This is a genomic window from Grimontia sp. AD028, assembly GCF_000973155.1.
Lineage (GTDB): Bacteria > Pseudomonadota > Gammaproteobacteria > Enterobacterales > Vibrionaceae > Enterovibrio > Enterovibrio indicus.
Window position 1 is genome coordinate 1 of the sequence record NZ_LASY01000155.1, and the last position, 18,762, is coordinate 18,762.

Here is an 18,762-nt window from a genome sequence, read left to right on the forward strand (position 1 = left end):
ACGCCAGTCAATCTCGCTGAATCCGGCATCTTCAGGTTGTTTGGGTATACGGTGTATTCATGGCAGCAATAAGGAATTTGCACTTTCGGATCTCTGCCGGATTGATACACTGCTCAGCCTGACAATGATCAGCGTACTGATAGGAATCTCCATGGCCGACAAGCTAACTAAAAAAGTCCCGACCAATATCATCACCGGTTTCCTCGGTGTAGGTAAGACAACCGCCATTCTCAATCTGCTCAAACAAAAACCAGAAAATGAAAACTGGGCTGTGCTCGTGAATGAGTTTGGTGAAGTGGGCGTTGATGGTGCTTTCCTTAGTGAGCAGGGCGCGATGGTGAAAGAGGTTCCGGGTGGTTGCATGTGTTGTGTGGCGGGATTACCCATGGCTATCGGCATCAACGCACTGCTGGCACAAAATCCGGATCGATTGTTGATTGAACCGACCGGTTTGGGGCACCCGAAAGACATTATCGGTAAGCTGCTTTCTGAGCACTACGAAAATTATATCGAGCTGAATGCGACGATTACTTTGGTTGATCCGCGTAACTTCGCAGATGTTCGTTACACCGAAAACCAGAACTTCCGCGACCAGTTGGCATTGGCAGACGTTGTGGTGGCGAACAAAGCAGACCTCAGTGCACCAGCCGACATTGAAGCGTTCGATGATTACGTTAAAAGCGCTGAAATTGCGAAGTTAGCATCAGGGTATGTTGAACAAGGACAGCTCAACCCTGAATGGTTAGCCTTGCCACGCGTTGACCGCAATGCACAGTTTGGACACCATCACTCACACGATGATGATGAAATGCCTCCGTTTGAGCTGGAACCCGGTGAAAAATACCGTCGTAAAGAAAACAAAGGGCAGGGCTATGTCAGCTGCGGCTGGGTGTTCGAACCAAACACGGTATTTCCGTTTGATTCGCTCTATGGCCTGTTTGCCAACCTGAATGCGGAGCGCGTGAAAGCCGTGATGAATACAGATGACGGTATGTTTGCGTTCAACGTGGTAAACCAGATGGTGACGGTCAGTCCAATCAGTTTGCAAGGCGTTGAGTCCCGTGTCGAAGTCATCGACAAGGAACTGCTACCTTGGGACGAGCTTGAAGACATCCTGCTGTCGTTCATCACAGAATAATTGTCACGCCCGGCTAAATGCCGGGCGTTTTCATCGGAAAAGGAATTCAGCGTGATGAAGGAAGAGATAAAGGCAAAGTTTGAGAGCTATCCAGAGCCGGCAAAATCTAGATTGCTACAACTTAGGGAACTGATTTTCGTAGTCGCAGCTGAAAGCGGAGTTAGTGTCGACGAGAGTCTGAAATGGGGTGAACCTAGCTATTCAGTAAAAGGCGGGACGCCGCTGAGGTTTGATTGGAAATCGAAATCACCTGAATCAATTTCCATTTTCTTTCATTGTCAGAGTTTAATGGTCGATACGCTGCGAGAAGTGATGCCAGTGGCGTTCAGTTATTCTGGAAACCGCGAACTCTCGTTCCCATTAAATCAGCCTCTTCCGGATACCGCTTTGAGGGTTTGCATTGAAGCAGCGTTTACGTATCAATCGAGAAGAAAACAGCCGCTGCTTGGGCTTTAGCGCTGAGCTTTATCAAGCCGCGATAATGTTGTTGCGAACCAATCCACGCCTCACGTTGTTACACATCTTGCCAAAACGGCGAATCTCGTCGAATTGCGGTGTGATACCGCGAGACATAGCTGATTCCCAATAACTCAGTTCTGAGTCCACCATTTCCAGCAGCTTCTTTGGACAACCAATACAGTTACCTTCTGGGCCGCACACAAAAGTGTCGGATTCGTAGAGAGGAAGCTCCTGCTTTACCTGCTCAATAATCTGTTTCATTGCATCCATGCGAGTCGGTTTTTTAGCCATTTTTATGACTCGCTAGTGAAAGGAGCGAAATCTTACGCCTCCCTGAAATCGCTGTCCAGCAGCACATAAATCACGGGTATGTAATTGGCTTGTTGTGCCGGTGTTAACCCTTAATATTTCTAAACAATTCGACGTAGATCCTCACTGAATCCTTCTTTCGTACCCTAAATAAAAATTGATATAGATCAATTATCAAGGCCTAGGCATCACACCAAACATCTCACTTCTTCTGTTTGAACGTGTTTTCAAAACCCATTTTTCGAGTTGTTTATGATTGAGGTACAACGATGTTAGAAACCCTTATGCTCTCGCGAATACAATTCGCTGCGAACATCAGTTTCCACATACTCTTCCCGACCATCACCATTGCACTTGGCTGGATGCTGGTGTTTTTCAAACTCCGCTTTAACCGAACCCAAGATTCGGCTTGGCTGGATCTTTATTACTTCTGGGTCAAAGTATTCGCTCTGACTTTCGCGCTTGGTGTGGTTTCGGGTATTACCATGAGCTTCCAGTTTGGCACTAACTGGCCGGGCTTTATGGAGCAAGTCGGCAATGTGGCAGGGCCGTTACTCGGTTATGAGGTAATGACTGCCTTCTTTATGGAAGCGACTTTCCTCGGCGTCATGTTGTTCGGGCGTAACCGCGTTGCCGAATGGGTACATACGCTGGCGACTTTCCTCGTGGCCATCGGTACGACATTGTCGGCCTTCTGGATTCTGGTACTCAACAGTTGGATGCACACACCAGCGGGCTATGAGTTGATTGAGGGTATTGTTCACGTCACTAGCTGGAAGGAAGTGATTTTCAATCCGTCTATGCCATATCGCCTCGCGCACACCTTGTTGGCTTCAGGTTTGACGGCAAGCTTTTTAATTGCTGGCATCAGCGCCTACCAATACCTGAAAAAACCAGACCACAAACCTGCACAAAACGGCTTAAAAGTTGCCGTATTGGCAGCCGCAGGGCTTATCCCAATTCAGATTTTCGTGGGCGATTTACATGGTTTGAATACGCTCGAGCACCAGCCGGAAAAAATTGCGGCAATGGAAGGCGTTTGGGAAACACAAAACGGTGCGCCTTTACTTTTGTTTGCTGTGCCGAATGAAGAAACCCGTTTCAACGATTTAGAAGTTGGGATTCCGAAGTTGGCGAGCCTGATTCTGACTCATGACCTCAATGGTGAATTGGTGGGATTGAATGATTTTGAGGACCATCCCCCAGTGTCTCCGCTGTTTTATGGTTTCAGGATCATGGTTGGTGTTGGCGTTTTGATGTTACTGGTGGCGGGTTATGGCGCATTCAAAATATTGAAGAAGCGCGAACTTCCGAAACCCTATCTTTACACGCTAGTCGCAATGACTTTCTCAGGTTGGGTTGCCACCCTGGCAGGTTGGTATGTGACTGAGATTGGCCGTCAACCTTGGCTGGTCAATGGCGTGCTTCGCACTTCGGATGCCGTTACAACGGTTTCTAGCGGCAATGTCATGTTATCACTGGTGATGTATTTGGTTGTTTATGCCGTTTTACTCGTTGCCTATATTCGCACGCTTTTCTATCTCGCAAGGAAAGGATTGAACGCTGAATCAACTGAGCCAAATAAATACCTCAAGGAGGCTTGCGCATGATGGACTATTTACCGGAAATTTACCTGCTGCTCCTTGGATTCTCCGCGTTCATGTACGCGATTTTAGATGGTTATGACCTTGGTGTGGGGATGTTGCTTCCTTCTAACAATGAAGCGCACCGTGACCGTATGATTGCATCTATTGGCCCTTTCTGGGATGCAAACGAAACCTGGCTGGTATTGGCGGTTGGCATTTTGCTGATTGCCTTCCCAACCGCTCACAGTCTGATTCTGACCGAGCTCTATTTGCCTACGGCGTTTATGCTGATTGCGCTGATCATGCGCGGGGTAGCGTTTGACTTCCGCGCCAAGGCTAAGGCTGATAGAAAAGACAACTGGGATATCTGCTTTAAAGCGGGCTCACTGATCGCTTCGCTTTCCCAAGGCTACATGATGGGCCGCTATATCATGGGCTTTGAGGATTCAGCCTCAGCTTACGGATTCGCAGTATTGAGTGCACTCTGTGTCACTGCGGCATATGTGTATATCGGCGGTGCTTGGCTGGTACTGAAAACGGAAGGTGAATTGCAAGTCAGAGCTGCCAGATGGTCACGACGTGCAGGATGGTTAGCGGCAACGGGTATTGCAGCGGTCAGTATCGTCAATCCGCTAGTAAACGAGCAAGTCGCTGCCCGCTGGTTCAGCTTCCCTGAAATGCTGTTGCTGGCACCTGTGCCGCTGGTGGTTATGTCGATTATCTATTTAGTTGACCGTTACCTTCGTCAGGTACCTGTGAAAGATGATTTGGGTGCAAGGTGGCCTTTCTTCGGCGTCAGCTTGATCTTTGCACTTAGTTTTCTTGGACTGGCTTACAGTTTCTTCCCGGATGTCGTGCCAGGAATCATGACTGCGAGTGAAGCGGCGAGTGCGCCTGCAACCCTTATGATAGTGGGTGTGGGAGCGGCCATCGTGATGCCAATGATCCTGCTTTATACCTTCATGATTTATAGAATCTTTAAAGGAAAAGCGACAGAGTTAAGTTATCTGTAAAAAGTTACCTACAAAAAGCAAAATGGGCACCCGATGAGGTGCCCATTTTTATTGTCAATTCAGTTGGAGCTGGGGTAGGGTGACAATTCACCAGTAAAAGGAGTTTACGATGTCAAAACCTGCCAGCTACAAAGGCCAATGCTTGTGCGGTCAAATTCAATACGAGGTTGACCATATCGAACCGAAAATGGGACATTGCCATTGTTCGATGTGTCGAAAATTTCATGGTGCGGCGTTCGCCACTTTTGGTGAAGCCAAAGAGGACGATTTCCGATTCACGAAAGGCAAAGACAAACTGAAAGCCTATGTGGCGGAAAATGGCACCAAAAGAACCTTCTGTGAAAACTGCGGATCCAGCTTGCTGTTTGAGGCTTCTAACAGTGATGGTAGCTTGGTTGAATTTACGCTTGGCACGCTGGAAAGTGATATTCCACTCAAGCCTGATGCGCATATTTTCAAGAAATTTAAAGCGCAGTGGTATGACATTACCGATGAATTGCCGCAGTTTGATGAAGGGAGAGAGCACTGATGAAGGGAGAGAGCACTAAAGGTCGGGCTACTTGGCGCATAGAACTAAAGTAAAGTGTTCTCACTAAAAACTGAATACTGAGAACTTCGCCGCGTCTTTTCGAACAGGATACGACCCAGACTTGCCCGCAGGATATCTTCGATCTCATAGAAAAATATCGAGATTTGAGGTGCTTGTGATTAATAGTTCGTCTGTAAAAGTGTTGGGTGGCATTTTAGCTAGCACTTCTTTCTTGGGAACCGCGATTGCGGCAGAAAATGTGCCTGCACCCGCCATCGTTGATGGGGCTTATGTGCAGATTGGCGATGTGCCATGGCAAGCAGCACTCATTGACGATTCAGGTAAATTCTGCGGTGGTATCATTATCAGCCAGCGTCATGTTTTAACCGCTGCACATTGTGTGATTGATGTCAGCACGTCAACATTAAATGTCGTCACTGGCTATGAAGATGTTGCGTACATTCCTGATGAAAATATCTCTGCGGTTTCCAAAATCGATGTCCACCCAGACTATGATAATGAGTGGTTAACATCAGATATTGCGGTGATTCATCTAGCCTCAAACATCGCGACCACAGCTTCTCCTATTGCTATCGCAACCCAAACTACCCAAATTGACTTAGATGCCCAATTTGCTGCGGCAGAAAGAGAAAATCTATTTGTATCGGGTTGGGGAAGAGTGGCGACTGAAGAAAAGGGTAGCCGATTCTTACAATACACGCTGTTGAATGGTGAGGAAGACTTCACCTGTTATGGCAACGACGTGAATGGCAGACACGACTCCTTTATTTGCGCAAACAGTGAGCGGTCGACTGGGGTTTGTCAGGGAGATTCGGGTGGTCCATTGGTTTGGCAAAACCCTTCTGCGGTTGCCAATAAGGACAAAGGCTATGTGGCTGTTGGCGTTGTCAGCTATACGTCCTTTTATGGGTGTGGGTTGACGGATTACGCAGATGGCTTCTCTCAAATCGCCACGTTCTACGATTGGATTGATGAGAAAGTGGGTGGCTATGAAAGGCCGGACGTTACTTTCACGACAGATATTTTCAATTTAGGCTCTGACTACGCTCCTGACACAACAATACCGCTAACCCAAAGCACCAGCGGTGGTGGCGGTTCATTGCCTCTTTGGTTACTGACGCTGATGCTGCCAGTCATTTTGATAAGAGCGTCGCGCAACAAAGCAATTAGTTAAAGAAAAATAAAGCCGGAGAGTTGAAGAAACTCTCCGGCTTTTTCGTGAGCGTTAGAGAGATAGACACATGGTGTGGGAAAGCTTCTCAAATCCGATATGCTCATAGAAACCAACGGCATTCTCATTGAATGACATCACTTCCAAGCGCACTTCTACAGCACCATTCTCTTCCGCCCACTTTTTACAGGCATCGATAAGTGCACGCCCAACACCTCTGGTTTGAATATTCTGGTCAACCACAATGGTGTTCAGACGGCAAATGAGAGCGTTGGTGAGAAATGGAACGGTCTCATTTTTATCCAGCCTTGCCATGGTATATCCAACGATTTGGCCTTCAGATTCGGCCACGGCAAACCACCAGGCTTCATCTTGGATTTTGGAAAGCAAAAAACGCTTGTCTTCCTGTGAGGGAGGGTTAAAGGCATTCGGTGCGTTATCAAAGTGTGATTGGGCAATTTGTTGATAGATGTCGAATATCCCTTCGATATCGAATGGCGTTGCTTGTCGTATTTCCAAGTTCAATGTCCTTTCTCTTTAGCGCGTTGCATCAGAAAGTTCGTGATAACAGCGGCTCGGCGTCTCGTGTGCAATAACGACGAACTTTAATCATGATGACGCTTTTCTATAGGCCGAGATTTTAAAGTAGGCCAGGCTAAGCAGAATAAAGAACGCAACAAAGACACCAGAATCGATAAGCAGCTTTTCTAAGTTGAATGCATCTCTGAAAATGTCGTAGCTGAATCCAAACTGGCTGAGTAGCAGTTCGGCGAGTAGATTCGAAGCAACTCCGATGATGACAAACCACCAAATTGGAAGGCGACCAATATTCATGAGATTCCTTGTAAGTTTCGAGTGGATTGAAGAGGTTATCGTTTTAAAAACGAAAAGGGCAGATTTCTCTGCCCTTTTGCGTAGATGGTCTCATTGGCCGGTTAGGCGTAAGATGCGGTAAGCGTCATCCAATTGCGCTTCTGCTTCTGGAAGTCTGCTTTCAGGATCTGCAATTGCTGCACCAGAATGGCTCGCTCGTACTTTTTCAGCAGGTTCTGCTTTTTCAGGTCAAGCAGTCGCTTCTTGGCTTCATAGTATTCGCTCATGCGAGATACCAATGCCTCATATTCTTGCTCAACAATCTGCAGACGGTGCGTTGCATTTGGCGTCAGGCTTAAACGCGCTTGAATAGTTTTCAGCATCATTCTTGCCTTCGCTTTTTCAATGCGATCTGGTGGGGTAATGCGAAGCTTTTTCGTCAGTCCGAGCCAGCTGCTTGATTTAATCAGCCACTTAGTCGGATCAAACTGCCACCAGTAGATTCCATTGCGGTAGTCATTCTCAAAGATATGGTGGAAATTATGGTAGCCCTCACCGAAAGTCAGGAATGCTAGGATACCGTTGTCACGAGCTGTGTTTTTCTCTGTGTACGGCTGCTTACCCCAGATATGGGCCAGCGAATTAATAAAGAAAGTACAGTGATGATTGAGAACCAGACGGGTGAAACCAATCAGGATAATGGCACCCCATAAATCGCCGTGAAGCAGGCCGAAAGCGATCGGAATACCGAAGTTAGTCGCGATGACCAATGGCAGGTAGTACTTGTGCTGCCACATCACGATTTTGTCTTTCTGGAGGTCACGGCAGTTGCTGTAATCAGAATAGCGGTGTTTTTGATATTCACGCAGCATCCAACCAATGTGTGAGTACCAGAAGCCGCGTTTAGCGGAGTAGGGGTCGGTATCGTTGTCATCAACATGACGGTGGTGTACGCGGTGGTCGGAAGACCAGTGAAGAATGCTGTTTTGAACAGCATAAGCGCCGCCAAGAGCAAAAATGAATTTCAGAATAGGGTGAGCTTCGTAGGTTTTATGAGACCAGAGCCTGTGGTAACCCGCGGTGATAGACATACCGCTAAAGGTAAAAGCGACGAGGAGCATCGCGATTTGGGCCCAGTCAAATCCATGGTAATAGGCCCAAAGTGGCGTACCAATGATGGCGACCGCAAAAGTGATGACAAATACCGAGACATTCAGCCAAATGATCGGTGGTTTATTAGTGTTATTTGATTCCATGTTAAATACCGCAAATTTCCAGCGTACACATGTACGCTAGAATAGTGGTCGCTATCTAGGCGGTCAAGATGGCTATTAACAAATTGTCTCAATTTCGCCCACTAATTACGTGACTCGATTCAAACCCACAAAAAAGGGTGAAACACTATGACAGTATTTCACCCTCTCTGTGAGGCGGGAATATGACTACAGAACAATATGTCCGTTCTGGTAATGTAATCCGCCCTGGATATCATCACTGATAAGGAATGCACCATCCAAATCGACAAGCACTGCCGTTGCCGCAACAGGCAATGCAGCGCGCATTGCGATGGAACTGCCAAGCATGCATCCCACCATCACTTGCATGCCTTTTGCCCTTGCTGCTTGTTCCAATTCAAACGCTGCCGTTAGACCGCCGGTTTTGTCCAGTTTGATATTCACCATCTGGTATTTGCCAGCGAGGCTCTCGACATCATCTGCGGTGTGACAGCTTTCATCCGCACATAAAGGAATGGGGCTGGATATCTGACGCAATGCTTCATCTTCTGCCGCTGGTAGAGGCTGTTCAACCATAGCGATATTCAACGGTGCGATTTGCTGAATCGTCGCTTCAATATCCAGATTTCCCCAGGCTTCATTGGCATCGACAATCAATAGGGTATCCGGCGCTGCGGCACGAACTGCAGAAAGTCTTTCAAACACCTCGTCGCCATTGAGCTTGACCTTAATCAGTGTTGCACCTTGCTCCACATAAGCCTTTGCTTCATCCGCCATTTCCTGTGGTGTTGCTATCGATACCGTCATCGCAGTTTGAATACGCGCGGGTAATGAAAAACCATCAGGGAAGTTTTCTGTTTCCAGATCCCACAGTGCACAATCCAATGCGTTGCGGGCGGCACCAGCGGGTAAAAGCGTCTTCAGTTGTGAGCGATCGAAGGCTTTTCCTTTTACCGAATCAATTTGCGCTAACACGCTATCGAAAGACTCCCCGTAACGTCCGGTAGGCGAACATTCCCCAAGCCCTTTTTTGCCGTTCTTCTCGATAGTTACCTGAATCACTTCCGCTTGGGTACGGCTACCACGAGAAATTGTAAAAGGGCGTTTAAGTGTGTATGTAACTATCTGCGCGCTAATTTGCATCTCAATCCCCGAAACTGCTGACCAAACGGTCGACGATGTTTTCCACACCGAATCGAACCGGATCGGTGGCTGGCAGCCCATGCTTTTCTTCCATCTCTTTAAGATAGACCTTGGCTTCGTCTTCGTTTAACGCAGAAGTATTGATGGCCATGCCAACAAAGCGAGGATTTGGATTGGTGAGTTTTGCCAACCTCAAGCCAAGCTCCATGATGTCTTCGACTTCTGGCATTGGCATATGAGGCATGTGACGGGTGTGCGGGCGATTCGCTTCGTGGCAAAGGACCAATGCATCCGGCTGGGAACCATGCAGTAGACCCATGGTGACACCGGAAAATGCAGGATTGAGCAGGGAGCCCTGACCTTCAATCAGTTGCCACTCGTCCTCATCACAGGCTGGCGACAAGGCTTCTGTTGCACCTGCGATAAAGTCTGAGATCACCGCATCTACTGCGATACCTTTACCTTCCACCAAAATACCAGTCTGCCCTGTCGCACAGAAGGTGGCTTTCATATCGCGCGCTTTCATCGCTTTTTCTAGCGCCAAGGTGGTGAACATTTTTCCGACGGAGCAGTCGGTGCCAATAGTAAGCAGACGTTGACCAGAGCGTTTCTTACCATTCCCGACATCCAGCTTTTCAGCGTAGTGGCGCAAGTCGAACAGTTGAACGCCCGCTTTTTCTGCCGCTTCTGCAATAGCCGGCACATCTGCCAAACGTTGGTGTAACCCAGAGGCGACATGCATACCCAGTTCAATCGCTTCAACAATCATTGGGATCCAGTGTTCTGCCAATACGCCGCCCGCGTTGGCTGTGCCCAGTACAAAGGTTTTTGCGCCTTGCGCATGAGCGGTTTTTGTATCCATTTCCGGAAGGCCGAGTGAAGGCACACCATCATTCAGGCGCAATTGACCCAGACACTTTTCTGGTCGCCAGTAGTGGATTCCACGGGCAGTTTTAATCGCAAGAGGGTCATGGCTTTCGCCGAGCATAAGAAGGTAAGGGGCTGGGATGTTCATTTTATTCCTTTTCTCCGGCACGCCCTTGCGTGCTGCATGAAGTCCTAAGGTGATGTTTTCACTATAGGTGGGTTGGTCCTTCCAGAAAAATGCCGTTTGTGATTCACCCATGCCGATTGGTTATCAAAAACCAAGAAAAATGTGATTAATGTTGGTTTAATCTTTGTCTTTGAAATTAAAATGCCGATAGGAACAGAAACAAAGCATGGGAAGTTGGCGTGAATATCGAAAGTAAGTGGCTGGAAGATTTTCTGGCATTGGCAGAAACACGGAATTTTTCGACGGCAGCAGGGCTTAGAAATATTACCCAGCCTGCTTTTTCACGCCGCATTCGTATGCTGGAGCAGTCTGTCGGCGCTGAACTGATAGACCGCACCCAAACCCCCGTCGCATTAACCGCCAGTGGCCGAATATTCCGGGTTACCGCGAGAACCTTGGTTCATCAGATGGAAGAGGGGATCAGCCAGATCTCCGCTCTCAATTACTCAGATGGCAGCGTGGTGCGCATTGCTTCTGCCCATTCTCTGGCTTTGGATATGACGCTCGCGATTCAGCAAGCCTTTACGCCCCAAACACAGCCAATGCTTAGCGTCGACGCCATGAATGTGGATGAAGCCGTTGAGGCACTTCAACAAGGCGAGTGTGACTTGTTATTGGCGTTTGAGAACGAACACCTGAAATTACCGCCGTTCGATTACATTCAGGTCGGTCATGCTGATTTGCTACCCGTTACCGCGCCCAACGAAAAAGGGTTGCCAAAATTTTCGCTTGCCTCTGAAGAAGCAACACCATGGCTGGCCTATAACCCAACGTCATACATGGGAAGACAAACTGACTCCCTTCGTACTGAACTCAATCTAAAAACCGTCTTTCTTTCGTCGATGGTCGATATGTTAAAACTTCAGGCAGTTAAAGGTCAGGGAGTGGCATGGTTACCGGACTTTTCGATTCAAGATGAAATCAGAGATGGTCGCTTGATCGTGTTGGGAGAAAAGGAGCATGTCCGGAAAGTGGCTTACTATGCGTACCGGTATCAGTCCCGATTGCATCCGTCGGGAGAAAAAGTGTGGTCGGCGCTGAAAAAAATTGCTACCGGTAACTCTCTCAACTGACAACGGAAATTCAAGAAACAGCCTAGTGGCTCGAAAGATCTTGTCGGGTAGCTGCTATATTTTTCTAACGCGCTGCCGATAACTAAAGCATAAGAAATCCAAACAGCCTGCCTTTTCTCAAAGCACGTGGTGATACGATCAAATAGCCTCTCGTGAGCGCTGTTTGGATAGACGACTCTCTCGCTAAATGGGGTGTAGCGGAAGAGATTGACGCTGGGGGTGACATGCCGTTGAAAGAACCTATCCCGAATTTCGTCAAAGCCATGGGGCATCGCGTTGTCAGTTATATCCTGAACGTTTCTGAAGCGGATGCGAGGCTGGTGCTGCAACACCAGGCGCGTCTGAACGCCAAGCAAAAAGACACACTGTCTTCCTACATTCAACTGTGCCGACAAATGCGTGCCGTGGCGGTTTCACAGGGTGATATCGAGCAATCCTTTTTCCACCGTTTGCCGCATGTTCTGCAGAATGGCCAGCATATGTTTTCTGTCTGGCGTCGCCAAAATGGCGGTGCAACGCCGATAGTTAATGCGACGGATCCGCTCGCGCGCAGCTTGGCAAATGTTGCGGCTGAGCTTTATCCGCTGTTTCTGGTAAAAGCAGGGGCTCGTCCTCATCTTTTTTACCGTGCTTCGGGTCATTTGAGCGCGGCGATCATGAATCTGCCCGGCCACAAGACTTTGTATCGACATTTCATTGAAGATCATTCGTTTGAGCGTGTCTTTGAAACCATTGGCAACGAGCCGAGCGAAACCTTCGGTCACTATGCGGATTCTAAAGGCAAGCGTGGCGTGATCACGCTTTCCTCGCTTCCCGCTGCGCTATTGATCAACAGCTACGACTTAATGCGTGTGCGTGGGCCAATCTCTGCGGACATCTTCGTCGAGACCGTACTCGAGATGCTTGAAATTGCGAGAAGTGTAGCCGATGGCGAAGTTGCACAGATCCCGCTGTTTGTTGGCTTCCGCAATGCTGCCTTGATTGATTTCGATGCCTTGGATACCAAGTGGGGAACCATTCGCCGCTACACGCCGGCCATTGCTGAATATGTACTCCAACTGCCGAGCCAGATGGCTAAACGCAAAGACAGCGGCTTTATGTTGGAATCTGGTTTTGCTTACGCCATCAATGTGGGTGACTTGCTGGAAGATGATGAATGGCCGGACGATGTGATGGATGCGGAGAACGACAAAGTCGCGACCGAGCTGAACATTACCTTGTGTATGGCAATGTGTTTTCTGGAACAAACTCCGCCGTTTGTTGCGCCTGAATGGGCTTGGCATATCGATCCGTTCTCCCTGGAAGGGGCAAAACAGATTGTCGATACCGTTAAAGAAGCAGAAGAGCCCGTATCAGTCACTAACAGTGTGCTGGATGATTTGGAAAACTGGAGTCTGTTGCTTGAAGATACAGATTCAACGGGGATACGACTTGCCTTTGGAAGGCTGTTTAGCGCGGCGAGACAGCCCGATCGTTTGGATGGTTTATTAGATGCGATCCTCGCGCTTCGAAATATTTTCGGTGCGGGTGCACAATCTGAAAATGTCGCTAAAGCTGTGGGTGTGCTGGTGAAAGGTGATTCAGAGCTGGCGGTAGAGCTGGCTGAAACATTGGAAAGTGACTGGAACTTCATTCTCTCGGGTGAAGCTTGGTGGGATGCGGAAGAAATCCGGGAGAAAACCAATGACTGTATTTCACTGTGTCTCACCTGTTTGCATCACTTGTACCTCAAGTTCCCTGCATTGGTGAGTGAGCCTGACCGACTCAACCAGATCATTGCTGCAAACGGAGAAAGCATTGCCAGTTAGTTCACGAATAGACAAGTGAAGCATTTCTCTTACTGAACAGTTTGTTGGAGCAATCAAACGCCGATTCTGTAAAATACGGAATCGGCGTTTACATATGAAAGGAGTCAGCGTGAGCAGAAAAGTCAGCCAGATAAATGTATTTCCCGTTAAATCGGCAGGAGGCATCTCGCTCTCTAATGCTTGGGTTGAAAAAATTGGCCTGAGTTTCGATCGCCGCTTTATGGTTACGGATAGCACGGGGAAAATGGTCACGGGACGCACCGAGCCAAAGCTGACTGAAGTGTCGGTGGCTATTCAGTCCAATGGTATTACGCTGACTCATCCCACCATGTCTCCTTTGGTGTTGAAGTACTCTCAATTCTCCATGAGTGAAGTGCAAACGGGCGTCTGGAAAGACGAGTTCGCGGGTTACTCCACCACATCCACCGCCAATGCCTGGTTCAGTCACCTGTTAGGCGGGAATAAGCAATTGCTGTTTACGGGCGAAGAATCGTCGCCGCGTTACTCCCAAAGTGCGCAAACCCAGGTGAGTTTTGCGGATGGTTATCCGCTTTTGGTGATTTCAGAAGCCTCTCTGGAAGCATTGAACGAGCGCTCGCCCGATAAACACATCATGGATCAGTTCCGAACCAACATTGTCGCAAACGGTTGTGAAGCGTTTGAAGAAGACCGCTGGGAGAAAATCCGTATTGGTGGCGTGACGTTTCAGGTTGACCGTCCTTGCAGTCGCTGTGTGTTCACCACGCTGGATCTGGAAAGCGGTCGATTCCGTGTGAACGGCGAACCTATCACCACGTTGAGCCAGTTCCGAACCGACAAAGACGGCAACGTGAATTTCGGCATGAATTTGGTTGCGCTGAATGAAGGTTTGATTTCTGCAGACGATGAGATCAAAGTCCTCGAATACCGTGAGCCAGAAGTCTACGAAGACAACACCACGCCAAAACTGAACCTGAAGTGCAGCGATGTTGAAGAGGTTGCACGAGATTTTAAAACCTTCTGGTTTACCAGCCAGCAAGGCACGTTACCAAGTTACAAAGCCGGTCAGCATCTTCCTATTGAATTGGATATCGATGGCGAACGCATCCAGCGTCGTTATACGCTGTCTTCCTCGCCAACTCGTCCCGAAAAGCTGTCGATTTCCGTTAAACGTGTCGATGGTGGTCTGGTGTCAAACTGGCTTCACGACAATCTAAAAGCTGGCGACAAAATCAAAGCACAGCAACCGGACGGTCAGTTCCACCTAAGTGATGATTCAGGCAAGCGTCAGACATTGCTCTTGCTTTCTGGTGGTAGCGGTGTCACGCCCATGATGTCGATGCTTCGTGCTCTGGCAGATAACAACGAAATCAATGATGTGATTTTCCTGCATCAATGCAGTACAGAAGCAGATATTCCCTTCGCGGATGAACTGAAATCATTGGAAGATGCACACGCGGGTCTAAAAGTCATGACCATACTCAGTCAGCCAGCAGCGGATTGGCAGGGAATGTCTGGCCGCTTGAGTCAGGAACATCTGGCATTGTTACCAACACTGTCGCAGCGTGAAGTCTTTGTTTGTGGTCCTGAAGGGTTTATGGAGTCTGCCATGAATCTGCTGGAAACCTTGGGTGTGCCGGAAAGCCAACGTCATCAGGAGTTCTTCACTCCACCAACTGTGGGCAATGACGCGCCAGCGATGGAAGTGAACATAAACATTGAAGGTGAGTTCATCCGCGGTGAAAACCAGCGTCCGATTTTGGTTCAGGCGGAAGAGGCAGGTGTATATGTGGATTACAGTTGCCGTGCAGGTGTGTGTGGTTGCTGTAAGCTTCGCTTGGTCGAAGGTGAAGTAGAACAACCTGACATGCCAGCCCTGTTCCCCGGTGAGAAAGAAGACGGTCTTGTGCTCGCATGTTGTTGTATTCCAAAAGGTGACGTCACTTTGGTCAAACCTTAAGCAGATAGCGGAAAACTAAAGATTTTTTCCATCAGCTAACATTAATAACTGCCACCATAGGCTATCATGGTGGCAGTTATTTTTTGGGGAATACGCAGTTGCGACTGCAAGGAAAACATAATGACAAGCACAAACAAAAAAGGTGCATTGCTGTTTGCCGGCGGTTTACTTTTGGGCGGACTGGTGGCCACTAACCACTGGTCTTCGGTAGAAAATAGCATCTCCTTGCAACTTGATGACGTGAAGGCCGAGCTATCCGAGACAAAAGTTGCTTTGGCCGAAGCGCAGGAAGCGTTAGCGCAAGTCAACGTGCAAGGTGAAGCCGCGACAGAGCACGCTGAGTCACTCGCCCAGCAACTCGAAGAAAAGCAGGCTGAGATAACAGCATTGAAAGCGACGCTGGGTGAAAAATCCCGCGCTTACGCAGGCAAAGCGGGCGCATTGGAAAAGACATTGGAAGAAAAGTCTGTCGCCATTGCCCAGCTCAAAAAACGCGTTACGGACACCGACGTATTGTACGCTGAGCGTTACCGACTGACTAAAGCGGTCAGTGATCTGAATGAGAAGATCCTGAAAGGAGCGCACAAGCTGGAGCTCAGCCAGAAGGCATGCTCGGAGTTCAAAAAAGGTAATTCTTGGAACAAAGTATCGGAAAATGATTGCGATAACTTCAATGCACTAAAAGCCGAAAATAACGCCATGATTGAGCAATTTGACCATCTGAGCTCAGATCTCGACAAAGTGAAAAGGGAACTTTCAGCATTTGGTAATGTGCCACTTCCTGATCATCCTTAGGACCAAATGGGGGAGTCGAAAACCGGTCAATCCATCTCCCCATCACATTAAATTGCTTCCACAGAGACCAATAGGCTTGTTTAACAACTATGCTTATGGGAGTAAGGTCATATTTCTTTGAAAATTGCGTTATATTTCGTAGCCTTGCTTACAACAACAATTCCAATCAATAGAATACGCAGCCGGATTTAGGGGTGGAGATTTTGACAACCCGAGTATTAATCACCGACGACTCTGCATTAGCACGAAAGCAACTTGCCCGGTCGCTGCCAGCATTTGTTAATGCAGAAGTGACGTTCGCGGAAAATGGCAAAGTCGCCATCGAGCAGCTTCAGTCTTCCAGTTTCGATGTCATGTTTCTTGATCTGACCATGCCAGAAATGGACGGTTTTGAAACACTGGAAGTGATGCGAGCCAACAGCATCAATGTTCCTGTCTTCGTCGTATCAGGCGACATACAGCCAAAAGCGCAAGAGAGAGTGCTCTCTCTGGGCGCAAAAGCATTCGTACAGAAGCCCGTCAGTCAGGAAAAGCTGGTCGAGCTTTTACAACCTTTCAAGAAAAGCGAGCCTTCTACTTCACCTAAACCTGCTCAACCGCCGGTGGATATGAAAATTGGCCGCCGCGAAATGTATATGGAAGTGGTGAACGTGGCGATGGGTCGCGCCGCCGATTCCCTGGCGCGTTACTTTGACGTGTTCGTTCATATGCCGCTGCCACAGGTTAACGTGCTAGAGGTCAGCGAGCTCACCATGACCATCAAGCACCTCGCGAATAACGACAATATGAATGGTATTTGTCAGGGATTCAGTGGGGAAGGCCTCGCGGGTGAAGCCTTGATGCTGATCTCTGATTCCTCGATGAAAGACCTACTGGGTATTCTGGATTATCCGGACGATGGCACCATCGACAATGATCTCGAAGTGCTTGTTGATGTCAGTAACGTGCTTATCAGTGCGTTTCTTTCTGGTATCGGTGAGCAAGCGGGTTTGGTATTCGCGCAAAGTTACCCCGCCATTATTGGCCAACACCAATCGGTCGATAAGCTGGTGGAAAACATGCACGGTACCTGGAAGCGCACGGTGACAATCGAAGTGAGTTACGCCATTGACAGCACCAACATCAAGTGTGATTTGTTGCTGCTGCTGGTTGATGAATCCTTGCCGCTCTTAGACGCGAAACTGGCTTACCTGATGGATGACGAGGAGTAACCATGATTGACTCACCAGAATTTGAACAATTCAACTGGATGGTCGATATGGTTCAGAATATCGACATGGGTTTGATTGTTGTCGACCGCGATTTCAACATCCATATGTGGAATGGCTTTATGGTTCACCACACGGGCAAGCACCCAAATAAGGTGAAAGGCCAGTCATTGTTTGATGTGTTCCCTGAAATTCCGGAAAGTTGGTTCCGCGCCAAATGCCGGCCTGTGTTTGAGCTGAAATGCCGGAGCTTTGTGGTGTGGAAGCAACGCCCTTACCTTTTCCATTGCCGCAACGTTCGCCCTATCACGGGCGAGGCGAGCTTTATGTATCAGAATGTGACGCTAAACCCCATGGTGAATTTGCGTGGTGAAGCGCAACACATGTTCATCTCTGTGGCAGATGTGACGGGTGAAGCTTTGGCTTCTCAATAGCACTCTGCAGATAGAAAAATGCCAGCGTCATCGCTGGCATTTTTGTTTCCGACACTCAATTAATCACGCAGTGTTAACCGAACAGGTTAGGGCTGCCGCAGTCTGGTGCTTTTCGTGTTTGAGGTGGCAACTCGTTAATCGCCGTTTGCAGGTCTGCAATCCGGGTATCATGTGATGGGTGAGTGGAGAGAATTTCCGGCGGTGCGCCATCAGAAGCTTTTGCCATGTTTCGCCACAAGGCAACACTTTGGTTAGGATCGAAGCCCGCTTCGTTCATCAATCGCACACCAATCAAATCCGATTCTGATTCGTGGGTGCGGCTAAATGGAAGCAATACACCGACATTCACACCAAGTCCCAACCCCGCCATGATCAAATTGGCATCTGCGGTGCCTGACGCACCCAGTGCAATGCTGGTGATCTGCAAGGCGCTATTTGCAGCCACTTGGCTTGAAACGCGCTCGCTGCCGTGGTTTGCCATCACGTGACCAATTTCGTGACCGATCACAGATGCCAATTGATCTTGCGTTCTCGCGACTTTCAAAAGGCCGGTATAAACCCCGATTTTCCCACCGGGCAGTGCGAAGGCATTCACTTGGTCACTGTCGAAAACCACCACTTCCCATTTATCAAAATCCGGCTGGGGTGGCGTCACTTCCAAAATCGCATCGGTTACGCACTGTACGTAAGCATTGGTCTTTTTGTCCGTGCTGATTTTCTCGTTTTGTTTCAGTTCAGAAAAAGATTGTGCACCCAGTGTCGCCATCTCTGCACCCGAGACGAGAATAAACTGGCTGCGTCCGGTTGGCGAAGTCGTACAACCCGCAATCAACGCACTCAACAGCGCAGCAACGGCTGTATATTTGATTTTGTTGATTTTCATAACGCTATTCCTTAAGCCCTTAATAATCCTGGCTATATAGTATACCCAAACAACCTGAAGATACTCGCATTCAGAGGTCATCAATGCGTTTAATTCGAGGCAAATTCCGCGAGGAATAGTCATCCTATTTCCGTGGAATTTAACGAAGAAG

The 18,762-nt window shown here is 48.4% G+C and carries 19 protein-coding genes; 12 read left to right on the top strand and 7 right to left on the bottom strand.

What is annotated here, in order from left to right; translation table 11 throughout:
* Window positions 1-151: 151 nt before the first annotated feature.
* Window positions 152-1,138: a GTP-binding protein gene (locus RN22_RS23065; RefSeq protein WP_046308144.1), complete on the top strand. Its 987-nt coding sequence runs from the start codon at window positions 152-154 to the stop codon at window positions 1,136-1,138.
* A 54-nt stretch (window positions 1,139-1,192) separates the two neighbouring features.
* Window positions 1,193-1,594, top strand: a complete 402-nt coding sequence (locus tag RN22_RS23070; protein WP_046308146.1) for a DUF1801 domain-containing protein — start codon at window positions 1,193-1,195, stop codon at window positions 1,592-1,594.
* A gap of 12 nt (window positions 1,595-1,606) precedes the next feature.
* On the opposite strand, the gene RN22_RS23075 is transcribed toward RN22_RS23070, so the two are convergent.
* A complete protein-coding gene (locus tag RN22_RS23075; RefSeq protein WP_039849562.1) occupies window positions 1,607-1,888 on the bottom strand; it encodes a hypothetical protein in 282 nt (93 codons plus the stop codon).
* A gap of 287 nt (window positions 1,889-2,175) precedes the next feature.
* On the opposite strand from RN22_RS23075, the gene RN22_RS23080 reads away from it, so the two are divergent.
* The 4 genes from RN22_RS23080 to RN22_RS23095 all read left to right on the top strand — a co-directional run bounded on the left by RN22_RS23080 (window position 2,176) and on the right by RN22_RS23095 (window position 6,229).
* Window positions 2,176-3,516: a cytochrome ubiquinol oxidase subunit I gene (locus tag RN22_RS23080; protein ID WP_046308148.1), complete on the top strand. Its 1,341-nt coding sequence runs from the start codon at window positions 2,176-2,178 to the stop codon at window positions 3,514-3,516.
* Window positions 3,513-4,505, top strand: coding sequence for a cytochrome d ubiquinol oxidase subunit II (locus RN22_RS23085; protein WP_046308150.1), 993 nt, complete (start codon window positions 3,513-3,515; stop codon window positions 4,503-4,505). The genes RN22_RS23080 and RN22_RS23085 overlap by 4 nt, the downstream gene beginning before the upstream one ends.
* A gap of 109 nt (window positions 4,506-4,614) precedes the next feature.
* Window positions 4,615-5,034 (top strand): GFA family protein, encoded by a 420-nt coding sequence (locus RN22_RS23090; RefSeq protein ID WP_046308152.1) that lies wholly within the window; start codon window positions 4,615-4,617, stop codon window positions 5,032-5,034.
* A 175-nt stretch (window positions 5,035-5,209) separates the two neighbouring features.
* Window positions 5,210-6,229 carry a serine protease gene (locus RN22_RS23095; protein WP_197076336.1) on the top strand — a complete coding sequence of 340 codons (1,020 nt, stop codon included), beginning with the start codon at window positions 5,210-5,212 and terminating at the stop codon, window positions 6,227-6,229.
* Between the two features lie 51 nt (window positions 6,230-6,280).
* On the opposite strand, the gene RN22_RS23100 is transcribed toward RN22_RS23095, so the two are convergent.
* The 5 genes from RN22_RS23100 to dgcN form a co-directional block, all read right to left on the bottom strand.
* A complete protein-coding gene (locus tag RN22_RS23100) occupies window positions 6,281-6,745 on the bottom strand; it encodes a GNAT family N-acetyltransferase (protein ID WP_046308176.1) in 465 nt (154 codons plus the stop codon).
* 90 nt (window positions 6,746-6,835) lie between these two features.
* Window positions 6,836-7,060 (bottom strand): hypothetical protein, encoded by a 225-nt coding sequence (locus tag RN22_RS23105; protein WP_046308154.1) that lies wholly within the window; start codon window positions 7,058-7,060, stop codon window positions 6,836-6,838.
* Between the two features lie 101 nt (window positions 7,061-7,161).
* Window positions 7,162-8,295, bottom strand: a complete 1,134-nt coding sequence (locus tag RN22_RS23110) for a fatty acid desaturase (protein WP_046308156.1) — start codon at window positions 8,293-8,295, stop codon at window positions 7,162-7,164.
* Window positions 8,296-8,481: 186 nt separating this feature from the next.
* Entirely contained in the window at window positions 8,482-9,417 is a 936-nt protein-coding gene (dgcA, locus tag RN22_RS23115; protein ID WP_046308158.1) for an N-acetyl-D-Glu racemase DgcA, read from the bottom strand.
* Between the two features lies 1 nt (window position 9,418).
* On the bottom strand, window positions 9,419-10,432 hold the full coding sequence (gene dgcN / locus RN22_RS23120; protein WP_046308160.1) for an N-acetyltransferase DgcN: 1,014 nt from the start codon (window positions 10,430-10,432) through the stop codon (window positions 9,419-9,421).
* A 218-nt stretch (window positions 10,433-10,650) separates the two neighbouring features.
* Here dgcN and RN22_RS23125 point away from each other — a divergent pair, with 218 nt between their 5' ends.
* The 6 genes from RN22_RS23125 (at window position 10,651) to RN22_RS23150 (ending at window position 17,728) form a co-directional block, all read left to right on the top strand.
* A complete protein-coding gene (locus tag RN22_RS23125; protein ID WP_046308162.1) occupies window positions 10,651-11,544 on the top strand; it encodes a LysR substrate-binding domain-containing protein in 894 nt (297 codons plus the stop codon).
* 224 nt (window positions 11,545-11,768) lie between these two features.
* Window positions 11,769-13,352, top strand: coding sequence for a hypothetical protein (locus tag RN22_RS23130; protein WP_046308164.1), 1,584 nt, complete (start codon window positions 11,769-11,771; stop codon window positions 13,350-13,352).
* A 109-nt stretch (window positions 13,353-13,461) separates the two neighbouring features.
* Window positions 13,462-15,291, top strand: a complete 1,830-nt coding sequence (locus tag RN22_RS23135; protein ID WP_156168250.1) for a hybrid-cluster NAD(P)-dependent oxidoreductase — start codon at window positions 13,462-13,464, stop codon at window positions 15,289-15,291.
* Between the two features lie 120 nt (window positions 15,292-15,411).
* The gene (locus tag RN22_RS23140; RefSeq protein ID WP_046308168.1) at window positions 15,412-16,086 is read left to right on the top strand and encodes a hypothetical protein; all 675 of its coding nucleotides are present in this window, start codon (window positions 15,412-15,414) and stop codon (window positions 16,084-16,086) included.
* 203 nt (window positions 16,087-16,289) lie between these two features.
* Window positions 16,290-17,297 (top strand): response regulator, encoded by a 1,008-nt coding sequence (locus tag RN22_RS23145; RefSeq protein WP_046308178.1) that lies wholly within the window; start codon window positions 16,290-16,292, stop codon window positions 17,295-17,297.
* A gap of 2 nt (window positions 17,298-17,299) precedes the next feature.
* A complete protein-coding gene (locus RN22_RS23150; protein WP_046308170.1) occupies window positions 17,300-17,728 on the top strand; it encodes a PAS domain-containing protein in 429 nt (142 codons plus the stop codon).
* A gap of 73 nt (window positions 17,729-17,801) precedes the next feature.
* On the opposite strand, the gene RN22_RS23155 is transcribed toward RN22_RS23150, so the two are convergent.
* Window positions 17,802-18,611, bottom strand: coding sequence for a M48 family metallopeptidase (locus tag RN22_RS23155; protein ID WP_046308172.1), 810 nt, complete (start codon window positions 18,609-18,611; stop codon window positions 17,802-17,804).
* Window positions 18,612-18,762: the final 151 nt, after the last annotated feature.